General features: G+C 70.6%; 12 protein-coding genes. 9 read left to right on the top strand and 3 right to left on the bottom strand.

Going from position 1 to position 15057, the window contains the following annotated elements; genetic code table 11:
• Positions 1–145 precede the first annotated feature (145 nt).
• Positions 146–1663, bottom strand: coding sequence for a phospholipase D-like domain-containing protein (locus BLR49_RS10365; protein ID WP_092537334.1), 1518 nt, complete (start codon positions 1661–1663; stop codon positions 146–148).
• A gap of 83 nt (positions 1664–1746) precedes the next feature.
• A complete protein-coding gene (locus BLR49_RS10360) occupies positions 1747–2772 on the bottom strand; it encodes a hypothetical protein (protein WP_245690608.1) in 1026 nt (341 codons plus the stop codon).
• 47 nt (positions 2773–2819) lie between these two features.
• Here BLR49_RS10360 and BLR49_RS10355 point away from each other — a divergent pair, with 47 nt between their 5' ends.
• Positions 2820–3338, top strand: coding sequence for a SprT-like domain-containing protein (locus BLR49_RS10355; RefSeq protein WP_092537332.1), 519 nt, complete (start codon positions 2820–2822; stop codon positions 3336–3338).
• Positions 3339–3468: 130 nt separating this feature from the next.
• Positions 3469–3792 (top strand): putative heavy metal-binding protein, encoded by a 324-nt coding sequence (locus BLR49_RS10350; protein ID WP_092537378.1) that lies wholly within the window; start codon positions 3469–3471, stop codon positions 3790–3792.
• A gap of 68 nt (positions 3793–3860) precedes the next feature.
• Here the strand turns inward: BLR49_RS10350 and BLR49_RS10345 are convergent, their stop codons facing one another.
• On the bottom strand, positions 3861–4871 hold the full coding sequence (locus tag BLR49_RS10345) for a LacI family DNA-binding transcriptional regulator (protein WP_092537331.1): 1011 nt from the start codon (positions 4869–4871) through the stop codon (positions 3861–3863).
• Between the two features lie 247 nt (positions 4872–5118).
• Between BLR49_RS10345 and BLR49_RS10340 the strand changes: the two genes are divergently transcribed.
• The 7 genes from BLR49_RS10340 to BLR49_RS10310 all read left to right on the top strand — a co-directional run bounded on the left by BLR49_RS10340 (position 5119) and on the right by BLR49_RS10310 (position 14797).
• Positions 5119–5637: a flavodoxin gene (locus BLR49_RS10340; protein WP_092537329.1), complete on the top strand. Its 519-nt coding sequence runs from the start codon at positions 5119–5121 to the stop codon at positions 5635–5637.
• Positions 5638–6005: 368 nt separating this feature from the next.
• On the top strand, positions 6006–6470 hold the full coding sequence (locus tag BLR49_RS10335) for an L-rhamnose mutarotase (protein ID WP_092537327.1): 465 nt from the start codon (positions 6006–6008) through the stop codon (positions 6468–6470).
• A gap of 47 nt (positions 6471–6517) precedes the next feature.
• Positions 6518–7801 carry an MFS transporter gene (locus tag BLR49_RS10330; protein WP_092537325.1) on the top strand — a complete coding sequence of 428 codons (1284 nt, stop codon included), beginning with the start codon at positions 6518–6520 and terminating at the stop codon, positions 7799–7801.
• Between the two features lie 72 nt (positions 7802–7873).
• Positions 7874–9064, top strand: coding sequence for an L-rhamnose isomerase (gene rhaI / locus BLR49_RS10325; RefSeq protein ID WP_092537323.1), 1191 nt, complete (start codon positions 7874–7876; stop codon positions 9062–9064).
• Positions 9065–9149: 85 nt separating this feature from the next.
• Positions 9150–10685: a rhamnulokinase gene (locus BLR49_RS10320; RefSeq protein WP_092537321.1), complete on the top strand. Its 1536-nt coding sequence runs from the start codon at positions 9150–9152 to the stop codon at positions 10683–10685.
• A 57-nt stretch (positions 10686–10742) separates the two neighbouring features.
• Positions 10743–11558 carry a class II aldolase/adducin family protein gene (locus BLR49_RS10315; protein ID WP_092537376.1) on the top strand — a complete coding sequence of 272 codons (816 nt, stop codon included), beginning with the start codon at positions 10743–10745 and terminating at the stop codon, positions 11556–11558.
• Between the two features lie 320 nt (positions 11559–11878).
• Positions 11879–14797, top strand: a complete 2919-nt coding sequence (locus BLR49_RS10310) for an alpha-L-rhamnosidase (protein WP_092537319.1) — start codon at positions 11879–11881, stop codon at positions 14795–14797.
• The last annotated feature ends 260 nt before the right edge of the window (positions 14798–15057 follow it).

Here is a 15057-nt window from a genome sequence, read left to right as displayed (position 1 = left end):
ACACCCGATTCGGCACCCCTGCCCGATCCCACGACCGCATGATTCCAACGATTCACGGAAGGCATTTCAGCGTCGCCGGCGCGTTTATGACGGATTCAGACAATGTTGCCCGGGCATGGCCCGGCGACATGCGCCGACCGGCGCTTCACAGTACCGCGGAGACCAGTCGGCACACGTTGTCGATATAGCGCCGCCACCAGGGCTCCCGGGCCCATTCCTCGGCAGTCAGTTCGGTGCACACGCGCCGGTAGTAGGCGTCGTTGTCCCGCAGCAGGTCGTCCAGGTCGCCGCCGAAGGAGAGCAGCATCATCTCGTAGTTCAGGGCGAAGGAGCGGAAGTCCATGTTGGCGCTGCCGATCACCGCCACCTCGCCGTCGACGGTCATGTACTTGGCGTGCAGGACGGTGGGCGGCGGGTACCGGTAGATGCGCACGCCGGCGGCGAGCAGCGCCCCGTAGTAGGAGCGCTGGGCATGATTGACGATGAGATGGTCGGACTCCTTGCCGACGAACAGCTCGACGTCCACCCCCCGGTAGGCGGCCGTGGTCATGGCTGCCAGCAGCGCCTCGTCGGGGATGAAGTAGGGGCTGGTGATCGACACGCGCCGGGTGGCGTTCTGGATCAGTGACAGGAACATGCGCAGGTTCGGCTCGGTCGGGTAGCCCGGGCCGGAGGGCACCAGCTGCATGGCGTTGACGACGGCGTCGGGCCGGCCCGGCTGCGGGGCCGGGGTGCCCACGGGCGGACGGCGCTCCAGGAGCTCGTCAACGTCCGGCGCGCCCGGGAGCGCGTCCTGCACCTGAAGGACCTCCCCGGACTCGAAGAACCAGTCCATGGCGAAGACCGTCTCGGCCTCGATGACGATGTCCCCGGTGACCTCCACGGACAGGTCCGCCCAGGTGCGCCCGGCACGGATATTGGAGCGCAGCCGGTAGGTGGGGTCAATGATGTTGTGGGAGCCGATGAAGGCGCGTTCGCCATCGATGACGAAGACCTTGCGGTGGTTGCGCAAGTCGGGACGCCGGAAGCGGCGCTTGTGCGGCAGCAGGGGCATCATCAGCCGCCACTGGACGCCTGCGGCCGACAGGCGGGCACCGAAGTCCTTCCAGCCGGGATACTTGCGCGAACCGAGATGGTCCACCAGCAGGCGCACGGTCACGCCCCGTGCGGCAGCCCGGGCGAGCGCGGAGTAGAAGACGTCGGTGACCTCGTCCCAGCTCTGGATGTAGAACTCCACGTGCACGTGGTGCTGGGCCGTGTCGATCAGGCGAGCCATGGCGGCATAGGTCTCCGCCGAGTCCGCGTGCAGGGCGACGACCTCGCCGGTGACGCACGGCAGGCCGGTGAGCCTCCGGTTCATGCGCAGCACCGAGCCGAGGTGCGGCGAGGGGCGGGCGCCGGCGGGGGCATCGGGCATGCCCGCGGTGAACTCGTTGACGGCGGCGTTGGCCTCCAGCTGTTGCTGGTAGCGCTTGCCGTGCACCCAGGGGCTGCCCAAGAAGACGTACAACGGCAGACCGACCACGGGCAGTAGGAAGATCAGCAGCAGCCACGCGGTCGACGACGACGGGCGACGATTCTCCGGAACGGTTCCCAGCGCCAAGAACTTGATCACGTACTCCAGGACGACCCACACAGTCGTCAGCACCGGGTGCCACTCCATGCGGGTAATCCTCACACGTTGTGCGCCCCCGCTGCACCGGCGCGCCCGCCGCCCCGTGCCCCGCAGGGGGTGAGCCGGGCGCGTCAGTCCGCGGTCGACGGCGTCGGGTCACCGAACAGGGCGCGGAAGTAGCCGTAGAAGTTCCAGTTCCCCCAGCTGGTGCAGTCATCGCCGCCGTCGGCGGCCGCCGAGTTGGCCAGGTAGGGCGTGTAGTTGTACAGGCCGGCCGTCGCCTGGTTGGCGGCCGTCAGCTCGCCGGTGCCGCACAGCGAGTTGGGCGAATAGGCCAGCTGGGTGGTCTCCCCGGCGACCACCTGGAAGCCGTGCGGGTCGAGCCGGTAGCTCTGGAACTGGGAGGCGGCGCCGTACACCTGCCGGAAGAAGCCGGCGTACTCGGCATCGCACTCCTGTCCGTCGGGGCAGGCGTAGCCGGTGGCCGCCTCGTAGCGGTGGGCGGTCAGTCTCGCCCCGGACGCGGTGAGCAGCCCCTGCTCCTTGTGCAGCAGCACGAGCAGCACCCGCGGGTTGATGTCGCAGGAGGTGGCCACCTGGGAGATGATCGCGGCCGCCGTCTCCCCGGTGGCGGCGGTGTATCCGCCCGGGCAGGCGGTGGTGGCGGCGCGCTCCTCGGTGTCGAAGGTGGCGTCGGCCAGGCAGGGGGTGCCGTCAGTGCCGGCCTGGCAGCCGGCATTCGCCTTGTCAATGAAGGCGGCGACCTCGGCGGCGGTCATGGTGGTCGAGTCGTAGAAGACGTCGTCGTCGATGATGTGCCCGGCGTCGAAACCGGTCATGTCGCGGGAGATGGCAGCCGGCTCGGTGGCAGGCGTGGGCGATGGGGCCGCGGGAGCAGTGCCGACGGCATTCATAACCAGCAGGCCTAGCAGCAGCGTTATCAGGAACGCGCTGAGGAAGACGCCGACCGGCCCCAGACGCCGCCGCTGCCGACGACGACGCCAGCGCGCCCTACGCGATCCGGCTCGGGCCGCTTCGGCCAGCCGGGTGCCGCGCGGCGGCGTACGGCGACGACTTGATGCCGCCCGGTGGTCGGCGGTGCGGCGCGGGGCGCCTTGGGGAGAGCGGCGCGGCGGCCGGGCGGCGGGGCGTGACATTGCAGTAATATTGCCACAGGCAGGCGTCTGGCAACTACGCTCGGGACGTGAACCTGCCCGATGTGCTTGCGCTGGCTCGAGTCCTCATGGAGGAGCACGGCCTCGCCGACTGGTCGGTGTCCCTGGACCGGGCCCGGCGGCGCGCCGGTCAGACCGACCACTCCCGCAGACGGATCACGCTGTCACGGCACCTGATGGCGCTGTATGACGAGGCCGAGGTGCGCGAGACCGTGCTGCACGAGATTGCTCACGCCCGGGTGGGCTCCGCCCACGGGCACGACGCCGTCTGGCGCACGGAGGCTCGGCGGATCGGGGCCAGCGGCCACCGGCTGGTGAGCATTCGCGCGCCGCGCGTGGCGGGTCGCTGGGTGGGCACCTGCCCCGCCGGGCACACCGTGGACCGGATGCGGCGCCCGGCGCTGCCGTGCTCCTGCTCGCGCTGCGCACGCGGTTTCAGCGTGGAGCACCTGCTGAGCTGGTCCTACGACGGCGAGCCGGTCAGTCCCCAGGAGATCGGCCCGGACTATGCCCGCGCCCTGGCCCGGCTGGAACGACCGCAGGCGTGAGGCCGTCCGCCCCGACGACGAGGTGAAGATCATCCACGGGAACGATCTCGTGATCACCTTGGCGGGGCAGAATCTGCGCTGGCGGTTCGATCCCGGCCCGCCCGTACACCCCCACCACCGGAGAGACCAGATGATCGTCACCACCACCCCTACCGTTGAGGGTTACCCCGTCACCCAGTACCTGCGCGTCGTTTGCGGGGAGACCATTGCGGGCGTGAATATGTTCAAGGACATCGCGGCGGGCTTCCGCAATATGGTCGGCGGCCGGTCCCAGTCCTACGAGAACGAGCTCATCCAGGCGCGGGAAACGGCGCTGGCCGAGATGGTGCAGCGAGCGCAGGAACTCGGCGCAGAGGGCGTGGTCGGAGTTGATATCGACTATGAGACCCTCGGCAGCGACAACGGCATGCTGATGGTGACCGCCTCCGGCACGGCGGTGCGCTTCTCCCGCTGAGAGTGGAAACCGACCGCGGCTGCGTTGCTCCAAGGGTGATGCTCGCTCAGACGATTGATGCCGAGCAGTCACTTGCCGACGGTGGACTCGCGCACGATGAGTTCCGGCGGGAAGACGATGTGCCGCACGCCGCCGCCGTCGGAAAGCAGCAGGTCGGCCGCAGCCGCCCCCATCTCCCGCATGGGCTGGCGCACGCTGGTCAGCGGGGTGATCAGCTCTGAGGCCACGGAGATGTCGTCGTAGCCGACGATGGCGACATCGTCCGGAATGCTCAGGCCGCGGCGGCGGATCTCCCGCATGGCGCCAATGGCGAGCTGGTCGTTGGCGCAGAACAGCGCCGTCGGCGGAGTCTCGTCCCCGAGGAGCGCGGCGGCCCCGACGGCGCCGGCGTCGGCGGTGAAGCCCTGTCCGCCGCTGACGGCCTCAGTCTCCAGCAGGGAGTGAGCCGGATCCATGCCCGCCTCGGCCAGTGCGGCGACGACGCCGTCGCGCCGGTCGGCGGCCTGCCGCACCGTCAGCGGGCCGTTGACGAAGCCGATGCGGCGGTGGCCCAGGCCGATCAGGTGGGACACGGCGGCGCGGGCGCCGGCGACGTCGTCGCCGGAGACGGTGGACAGCTCCGCGGAGATCGGCGGGTGATCCATCAGCACCACGCGGATGCCGCGGCCGGCCAGGACGGCCAGGTTGTCGAGGGTGGAGACCGAGGGGGTGACGATGACGCCGTGGACGTCCATGCCGGCCAGCAGGCTCATGAGCTCGCGCTCGCGCTCGGGGTCGGAGTCGGTGGAGCCGAGCATGGGGACGCGGCCGCCCTCGCGCAGCCGGTCCTCAATGCCGCGGGCGGCCTCGGTGAAGAAGGGGTTGGAGATGTCGTGGACGAGCACCCCCACCAGGGAGGAGCCGCCGTGGCGCAGCCGGCGGGCGGCCTCGGAGCGCACGAAGCCGAGCTCGTCGATGGCGGCGCGGACACGGTCGAGCGTGGGCTGGGCGACGCGATCGGGGTGGTTGAGCACGTGCGAGACGGTGCCGACGGACACCCCCGCCCGCTCGGCGACGTCTCTTACCGAGGGCCGTGCCATGTTCGCTCCTTCCTGACGCAGACACCCGGGCCGTCCTGCAGCCCGCCGTGCGAGCGCAGTGGAGCCGCGCGCATTCGCGGCAACCGCGGCCCATCATTCCAGGTCGCCTGCTCCGACGGGGCCGGCGCGCACGTGTCGCCGCGGAGGAGGCGGCGAAGACGGAGGAGAGGGAGGAGAGCCAACCGTTTGTCACCACTAGGTAGAGAACCGACCGTATAATCGGTTATCGACGATTGGAGGTTCGAAGATGACCACCGGCGACGCCCCCGAGTCCCGCCCCACCACGCTCGTAGTCCACTACTCCGCCCACGGGCACACCCGCCGCGTGGCCGAGACCATCACCCGCACGCTGGGCGCCGACGCCTTCGTGCTCGCGCCCGTCGACGCTTACAGCGAGCCCGACCTTGACTACAACGATCCGCGCAGCCGGGTGTCGCGCGAGCACATCGATCGCAGCCTGCGGCATGTGGCGCTGGCGCAGGACACCCCCGACGGCTTCGCCGACTACGGCACCGTGCTGGTCGGCTACCCCATCTGGTGGGGCGAGGCCTCCTGGGTGCTGGGCGACTTCGTGCGCAACAACGACTTCACGGGCAAGACGGTGGTCCCGTTCTGCACGTCGTTCTCCTCGCCGGTGGGCGCCAGCGCCCGCGAGCTGGCCGCCCAGACCACCACGGGCGACTGGAGGCCGGGCACCCGCCTGGAGGCGAGTATCGACGCCGACGGCGTGCGTCGCTGGCTGGACCGGCTGGGGGTCGAGGCGTAGCGAGGGTTCGACGACCGCTGGGGAGGCCCGGCCGACAGCGCCGGCGTCCCAACCGAAGAAGTCCGATTCCCAACCCGCGCTTCCGCAGGAGGCGAAGAGGAACTCCCCGACTCGCCTGAAGTAGGCGCGCGCTCAGGCAAATGGCCCAGGCCACCCCACCTTTCGCCACACGTATTCGGGAACCGTTCGGTGCCTGCCCCGCAGGCCTACCCGCCTAAGACACTCCCGGCGCCGGCTAGTCAGCGCCCCAGAAGCACGCCCCTTGACTCTCGGGCAGCCGCAGGGCTATGGTCGCTCGCGTTGAAACGGTTCACGCCGTCGTTCAGGACTCGGCCCTCCGCCGCGGCACCCACGAACAAGGACGTTCCATGACTGACTCCCCCACCGCCGACGCTCCCGCCACCGCGGCCGCCACAGCCGGTGCCGCCCCGGCCACGCCGCCCGCCCTCGACGCCACGGCCGCCTCCGCCGTCGTCCCGGCCGCCCTCACCGAGCTGCTGAACACCACCTCGGCCCGATCCCCCCACCGCTGCTGCTTCCTGCTGCACGTGCGCCCGGACCGGCTCACCGAGTACGTCGAGGTCCACCAGCACGTCTGGGAGGAGATGCGCCACGCCCTGACCCGCTGCGGCTGGCGCAACTACTCGCTGTTCCTGCGCCCCGAGGACGGGCTCGTCGTCGGCTACTTCGAGTCCGACGACACCGCCGCGGCCATGGCCGCCATGGAGGACGAGGAGGTCAACACCCGCTGGCAGGCGGAAATGGCCCAGTACTTCGTCCAGCCCGACGGCGGCACCTCCGCCGTCCTGCCCCAGTACTTCTACCTGCCCTGACCCTCCCCAACCCGCCCACCCCATCCCCAAGACTCAAGGAGGAACCCGTGGCACGCAAACCACTGACCGGATGGCAGGCGACCGCCGCCGTCGCCATGTCCAACTACATCGACTCCGGCTCCATCATCGCCATCGCCACCTCGCTCGGCTTCTGGGGCGCCGCGTACTTCCCCGGCGACGACGGCACCATCGCCGGCCTGCTGGCGGCCTTCAGCTCCAACGCCTTCGGCGCCGCCATCGGCGCCCTCATCGGCGGCCCCCTGTGCGACAAGTACGGGCGCAAGTTCATCTACACCTACGACCTGCTGCTGTACGCGCTCGGCGGCCTGATCGTCGTCTTCACCGCGAACCTGCCCATGCTGTTCACCGGCTTCGTGATCGTCGGCCTGGCCGTGGGCGCGTCCGTGCCGGCCGGCTGGACCTACATCGCCGAGTTCGCCCCCACCGGCCAGCGCGGCAAGCACATCGGCGCCACCCAGCTGGCCTGGTCCTTCGGCCCCTTCATCGGCTTCGGCCTGGCCGCCGCCCTCGCCCCGCTGGGGCTGCTCGGCAGCCGGATCATCTTCGCCCACCTGGTTGTGATCGCCCTGGTCACCTGGTACATCCGGCAGGGCCTGGAGGAGTCCGAGACCTGGGAGCAGGCGAAGGGCGGGGCGCAGGCCAAGCCGCCGTCGATGTGGGCGGCCTTCCGCAAGCTGTTCAACCGCCGCGTGAACATCACCGCGCTCATCTTCCTGGCCGTCATCTACACCTGCTGGAACCAGGCAGCCTCCCAGAACGGCATCTTCCTGCCCACGATCCTCAGCTCCATGGGCTACAAGACCATCCAGACCGACCTATTCTCCATGCTCTCCTGGGGCTTCGTGATCGTCTCGACCTTCATCTTCATGAACCTGGTCGACCGCGTCCCCTACCGCTGGCACTTCCTGGTCGGCGGCCTGGCCGCCATCGTCTCCTGGATCGTCCTGGTCTTCGGCCCCTCCGACGCCGCCTGGACCGCCTTCGGCTACACCATCATCTGGGGCCTGTCCGCCGGCCCGTCCGCCCAGGCCTTCTACTCGGTGTGGTCCCCCGAGCTCTTCGCCACCCCGTACCGCTCGGCCGCGCAGGGCATCGTCTTCTTCGTGGTCCGCCTGGCCTCCGGCCTGATCTCGCTGATCTTCCCGATCATCCTCAAGTGGGAGGGCGGCCTGATGATCGATGGCCTCATCCTCATCGGCTTCCTCGTCGTCTCCACGCTCGTGGGCACCATCGGCGCTCCGAAGACCCAGGGCAAGTCCCTGAAGGACATCGAGCTGGAGCGCTACGGCGAGCACGTCACCACCGCCTGAACCCGCGCCTCCGGGCATCACCCCACCAACACCAATCACCATCCGCGCCGAACTCACGAAGGAGAGAACATCATGTCGGCAACCACCCCCTCGCTATCCGACCTCAGCGCCGAGGCCCGCAGCCTGCTCCAGACCCAGACCATCGAGCTGCCCAGCTGGGCCTTCGGCAACTCCGGCACCCGCTTCCGCGTCTTCACCACCGCCGGCGTGCCCCGCGACCCGTACGAGAAGATCGACGACGTCGCCCAGGTCAACAAGTACACCGGCGTCACCCCCAGGGTCTCCCTGCACATCCCGTGGGACAAGGTCGACGACTATGAGGCGCTGCGCGCTCACGCCGAGGACCAGGGCGTCACCATCGGCACCATCAACTCCAACGTCTTCCAGGACGAGGACTACAAGCTCGGCTCCCTGACCAACCCGGACGAAAGGATCCGCCGCAAGGCGATCGACCACCACCTGGAGTGCATCGACATCATGCGCGCCACGGGCTCGCCCGCCCTGAAGATCTGGCTGGCCGACGGCACCAACTACCCCGGCCAGGACTCCATCCGCGCCCGCCAGGACCGCCTCGCCGACTCCCTGGCGGAGATCTATGCCGCGCTCGACGACGATCAGCAGCTGGTCCTGGAGTACAAGTTCTTCGAGCCGGCCTTCTACCACACCGACGTGCCCGACTGGGGCACCTCCCTGGTGCACTGCCTGGCGCTGGGAGAGCGGGCCAAGGTGGTCCTCGACACCGGCCACCACGCCCCGGGCACCAACATCGAGTTCATCGTCGCGCAGCTGCTGCGGCTGGGCCGCCTGGGGGCCTTCGACTTCAACTCGCGCTTCTACGCCGACGACGACCTGATCGTGGGCGCCGCCGACCCCTACCAGCTGTTCCGCATCATGAACGAGATCGTCGCCGTCGGGGCGCTCGCCCCCGACTCCGGGGTCAACTTCATGCTCGACCAGTGCCACAACCTGGAGGAGAAGATCCCCGGCGAGATCCGCTCGGCCACCAATGTGCAGGAGGCCACCGCCAAGGCGCTGCTGGTTGACCGCGAGGCCCTCGCCCAGGCGCAGCGCGCCGGCGACGTGCTGGCCGCCAACGACATCTTCGTCGACGCCTTCAGCACCGACGTGCGCCCGCTGCTGGCCGAGCTGCGCGAGTCCCAGGGGCTGGCCCCCGACCCCATGCGGGCATTCCTGGACTCCGGCTACCTGGACAAGATCCGCGCCGAGCGCGTCGGCGGCAATGCCGCCGGCTGGGGCGCCTGAGCCGCTTCCGGTGGCGGGGCCGGGCACCCGCCCGGGCACCCGGCCCCGCCACCCCTCCTCCCCCACACCGAGAAAGGTTCCGACCATGACCAACGCCCACCCCCTCCACGTCGGGGCCGTCGACCTGGGCGCCTCCTCCGGGCGCGTCATGGTCGGCACCATCGCCGACGGCCGCGTCACCCTGACAGAGACCCGCCGCTTCACCAACGGCCCCATCCCCCTGCCGGGTCCCGACGGCGAGCGCCTGTACTGGGACGTCCTGCACCTGTGGAACGAGATCCGCGAGGGCCTGCTCGCCGCCGTGCGCGACGTCGGCCCGCTGGCCGCCGTCGGCATCGACACCTGGGGCGTCGACTACGGGCTGCTGGCCCCCAGCGGCCTGCTGGCCGGGCAGGTCGCCGCCTACCGCTGCCCGCGCACCCGAGGCGTGCCGGCGGAGGTCTTCGCCGCCATCCCCGCCGCCGAGCTGTACGCCGTCAACGGCCTGCAGGTGCAGGACTTCAACACGGTCTTCCAGCTGGTGGCCGAGTCGCGCGACGGCGGCCTGCCCCGGGCCGCCGCCCCTGCCGCCAGCACCGCCCAACGCACCATGCTGCTGCTGCCGGACCTGCTCACCTACTGGCTGACCGGCAAGCCGGTCGCGGAGATCACCAACGCCTCCACCACCGGTCTGGTCGACGCCCGCGAGCGCAACTGGTCAACGCAACTGCTTCAGCGACTGCGCACCGAGCTCGACCTCAACCTGGATGGGGTACTTCCCGACATCGTGGAGGCGGGCACCGTCGTCGGACCGGTCCGCCGCGACGTCGTCGACGTCTTCGGACCCGACGGGCACCCGACCCCGGTGGTAGCCGTCGGCTCGCACGACACCGCCTCCGCCGTCGCGGCCGTGCCCGCCGCAGGCAGCGACTTCGCCTACGTCTCCTGCGGCACCTGGTCGCTGGTCGGGCTCGAACTGGACGCGCCGGTGCTGACCGAGGCCTCCCGGGCGGCCAACTTCACCAATGAGCTCGGGGTGGACGGCACCGTCCGCTACCTGAAGAACGTCATGGGGCTGTGGGTGTTCAACGAGGCCGTGCGCACCTGGCGCCAGCAGGGGCTGGAGCTGTCCTACCGGGAGCTGGACGCCGCCGCCGAGGCCGCCGACCCGCTGCGCACCGTGGTGGACATCAACGACCCGGTCTTCTTCGACCCCGGGGACATGGCCGCCCGCATCGATGACTTCGCCATCCGCACCGGCCAGCCGCGCCCGCGGTCGATCGGTGACTACGTGCGCTGCATCGACGACTCCCTCGCCCTGGCCTACCGCCGCGCGGTGCGCGAGGCGGCCGAGCTGTCCGGCAAGCAGGTCGGGGTGCTGCACATGGTCGGCGGCGGCATCAGCAACCGGCTGCTGTGCCGACTGGCCGCCGACGCCACCGGGCTGCGCGTGGTCGCCGGGCCCGCCGAGGGCACCGCCCTGGGCAATATCGTCGTCGCCGCCCGCGGCGCGGGACTGCTTGAGGGCGATCTGACCGCGCTGCGGCAGCTGGTGCGCAACTCCTCCGACATCACCGAGTACGAACCCGATCCGGCCGCAGCCGCGGGCTGGGACGCCGCCGAGCGCCAGCTCTTCGGCTGACGCCGCACCACCGACTATTCAGGAACACCTACCGAAAGGACAACCACCGTGACCACCATGACCCTGGCAGAGATCCTCACCCAGATGGGCGCCGCCGGACGCCGCCTGGACCACATGGGCGCCGTCGAGGCCGGTGCCGGGAACATCTCCGTGTCCATAAACGCCTCCGCCGAGCAGCTGGGTCTGGCCGACCGCTTCCCCCAGGCCGCCCCCGGCACCGAGCTGCCGCTGCCCGCCCCGGCGCTGGCCGGCCGCACCGTGCTGGTCACCGGCTCGGGCTGCCGCCTGCGCGACGTCGCCGACGCCCCGGAGGCGAACGTGTCCGCCTTCGTCGTCGACGATGGCGGCCTCACCGGCACCTGGTACACCCACCCGGACCGCGCCTACGTGCGCCCCACCAGCGAGTTCAACTCCCACCTGGCGGTCCACAACGACCAGGTGGCCCAGCGCGGCGTGGACTTCCAGGCCGTCATCCACGCCCAGCCGCCCTACCTGGTCCAGCTCTCCCACATCAAGGACATCCGCAACACGGCGGACTTCAACCGCCGCATCCTGCGCTGGGAGCCGGAGACCATCGTGCAGTTGCCCCAGGGCATCGAGGTGCTCGACTTCATGGTGCCCGGATCGGCCACCCTCATGGAGAACAATGTGCGCGCCCTGCGCGACCACGTGATCGTGCTGTGGTCCAAGCACGGCATCATGGTCCGCTCCGACCTCGCCCCGCTGGCCGCCGTGGACAAGGTCGAGTACGCCGAGACCGGTGCCATGTACGAGGTCCGCAACATCATGGCGGGCGGCCTGGGCGAGGGCGTCACCGACGAGGAGCTGCGCGCCGTCGTCGAGACCTTCAACGTCGACACCGACCTGTTCTGACCCGCCACCCCCTCCCACCGAGATCGGTAGAAGTGACGTGCCGAGATCGGTAGAAGTTACGTGCCGAGATCGGTCGACACTCGCGGGACGGGGTCGGTTGCCCCACAACCGGGTCAACCGACCCCGCAGCAGTGTCCAGATTGTCAAAATCCCGGACAAACGACGGTGAGTGCCCGCGAGGCCGGAACAGAAACCGCATGATTCCAAGGCTCTACAAATCGTGTTTCAGTGTCAGCGGCCCGTTTGTCCCGAATCCGGACACTTTTGCGAACCCCGGACCGTCCATTCCGCCCCGCAAGCCCCCGGACTAAGGAGTCCCCATGAGCACCGACCGGACCGCCCCGGCCCCCATCCGCCTGACCGTCGACCACCAGCACGCCCCGCTGGGCGTAGCCGTACCTCGGCCGGTGCTCGCGTGGCAGGTGCCCGGCGAGGCGCCCGCAACCGCCTTCGAGGTCGAGGTACGTCGTCTCGACCCGGCAGCCGGCGTCCCGCTCGAGCCGCCGGTATGGGCCACCGGCCGCGCGGGGATCCCCGACCCGCCTGCCTCGCCATGGCTGCCCTACGGCGGTGAGCCCCTCGGCTCCGATACGGACTACGCCTGGCGGGTGCGCGTCTGGACCGGCTCCGCCCCAGAGGCAGCGCCCTCGCCGTGGGCAGAGTCGACCTTCTCCACCTCCCTGCTGGACAGGGCCGACGTCGTCGCCGACTGGGTGGAGCCTACGCAGACGCCGGTGGAACTGGAGCCGCCCGCGTCCTTCGCCACCCTGTTCGCGCCGCGCGACCCCCAGCCCGCCGGCCAGCGGCTGCACCCGGTCAAGCTCATCCGCCAGGACCTGCCCCGCTCCGCCGACGCCGCCCCCATCACCCGCGCCCGCCTGTTCCTCAGCGCCCAGGGCGTGGTTGAGGCAACCATCGACGGCACCCCGGTGGGTGGCACGGTGCTGGCGCCGGGCTGGACCAGCTACCACGCCTACACCGAGTTCGAGGTCCACGACGTCACCGCGCTCCTCGCCGACCCCGCCGGGGAGCCGCGGCCGCACACCCTCGGCCTGCGCCTGGGCGACGGCTGGTTCGCCGGCCGGGCCACCATCACCGGGGAGTCCGGCCAGTACGGCACCCTGCTGCGCGGCTGGTGGCAGCTTTCGCTCACCCGGGCCGACGGCACCCGCGAGACCTGGGGGCCGGACTCCACCGCCCGCTCCACCGAGTCCGGGCCGCTGCGCTACAGCGACATCATGATCGGTGAGAAGCGCGACGACCGGCTGACTCCCGCCGTCGCCGGCTGGGACTCCCCCGGCTTCGACGACTCCGCCTGGGACCCGGTGCGGATCATCCCCGGCGTCGGGCTAGACCCGGCGACCGCCCTGGAACCCTTCCGGGGCGAGCCCGTCAGACGGCTGACGGAGCTGCCCACCGCACGGGTGATCACCACTCCGGCCGGGGAGACGGTGCTGGACTTCGGACAGGTGATCGCCGGGCGGGTGCGGCTGCGCGCCGTCGGCCCGGCCGGCACCGAGATCACCCTGGAGCACTCCGAGCACCTGGCCGCCGACGGCAACTTCTTCTCCAACGTGCAGGGACCGAACAAGGACCAGCGCGACGTCTGGATCATGGCCGGCACCGGCACGCCGCAGGCCCCCGAGACCTACGAGCCGACCTTCACCTTCCACGGCTTCCGCTACGCGCGGGTGACCGGCTACCCCGGCGAGCTGCACACGCGGGACGCGATCGCCGTCGTCATTGGTTCGGACCTGGAGGCGGCGGGCGACTTCGCCTGCTCCGATGCGCGCCTGACCCGGCTGCACGCCAACACGGTGTGGTCCCAGCGCGCCAACTTCCTGTCCATTCCCACCGACTGCCCCCAGCGCGAGCGGGTCGGCTGGACCGGCGACATCCAGGTCTTCGCCCCGGCGGCCACCAACAACGCCCAGGTGCACACCTTCCTGGCCCGCTGGCTGCGCAACGTCCGCGCCGACCAGCACGACGACGGCCGCGTGGTCATCATCTCCCCCTTCGCGCCCCGGCAGGCCGCCATGGAGGGGCAGCCCGGCATCGGCGGCATCACTGCCGCGGCCGGCTGGGGCGACGCCATCATCCGCGTGCCGCTGACCCTGTGGGAGCGCTACGGGGACACCGACACGCTGCGCGCCAACTACCCGGCCATGCAGGCCTGGGTGGAGATGCAGTCCCGCCAGGCCGCCACCGAGCTGCCGCCGCGCCTGCGCGGCGGCGACTGGGAGGACACCGACCGCACCACCGGCTGGGAGCGGCTCGATGCGGAAACGGCCACGAGGCAGCGGCTGCTGTGGAACTCGCGCATGCACTTCGGGGACTGGCTGGCGCCCTCCACCCTGGCCAGTGGGGCGCCGGACGCGATCATGACCGCGCCGCACCTGACCAGCGAGTTCGTCGGCGCCGCCTTCCACGCCGAGGCGCTGCGCACGCTGGCCGAGGTGGCGGAGGTGCTCGGCCGCGACGACGACGCGGCCGCCTACCGGGAGCGCTGGGAGGCGGTGCGGGCGGCGGTGGCCGCGGAGTACATCGGCACAGATGGCGCCATGGAGCCGGACCTGCAGGGGATGTACGTGCTGGCGCTCGCCTTCGACATCGTCGCCGCCGGTGATCCGGACGGCGGCGCGCGGCGTCGGGCGGTGGCGGAGCGGCTGGTGCGGCTCGTGCGCCAGGCGGGCGACCACCTGGACACCGGCTTCCTGTCGGTACCGTTCCTGCTGGATGTGCTGGTCGAGTCCGGGAGCGCGGACGTGGCCTGGGCGGTGCTCATGCAGGACACGGTGCCGTCCTGGCTGTACGAGGTGGCCGAGGGGGCCACGACGATCTGGGAGTCGTGGGATGCCGTTGCCCCGGACGGGACCGTGGGGGCGATGAGCTTCAACCACTACGCCTTCGGCTGCGTGGACGACTGGTTGTTCCGGCGCCTGGGCGGGATCGCCCCCGCCGAGCCCGGCTACCGGCGGGTGCGGGTGGCAGCGTTGACCGACGGCCCGGTGTCTTGGGCGCGGGCGCACCGCGAGACGCCCTTCGGCCGGGTGGAGGTCGCCTGGGAGCGGGCCGCCGGTGACGTGCCCGAAGCCGGTTCCGGGGATGCGGACTCCACCGTCTCGGGCATTCCGGTGCGCTACGAGATCAGCCTGCCGGCCGGGGTCACCGGGGAGCTGGTGACGCCCGACGGCAGTCGGCGCGAGCTGTCCAGCGGACAGACGGTGCTGGTGGCGTAGGCGAACACCAACGGCGCACACTAACGACTCCAGCTAGAATCCGCAATCCGCATGATTCCGCGGTTTTGCCTGTCGGGCCGGAACCGGTGGAGGTGCTCCCGTGTGCGGCGCGGCCCTCGCCGCACACGGGAGCACCTCGACGGTTTTCAAGCCGACCTGCCGATTCGCCGCTATTCCAACGATTAACCTGAATCGTACGAATTCGTCCTGACAACTCCCGTGTGCGGACAGCAGTGCCAGGCCAGCAACACCCACCGATC

It is taken from the genome of Actinomyces ruminicola (assembly GCF_900103885.1).
Taxonomy (GTDB): Bacteria; Actinomycetota; Actinomycetes; order Actinomycetales; family Actinomycetaceae; genus Actinomyces; species Actinomyces ruminicola.
This window is presented reverse-complemented; position numbering and strand designations above follow the sequence as displayed.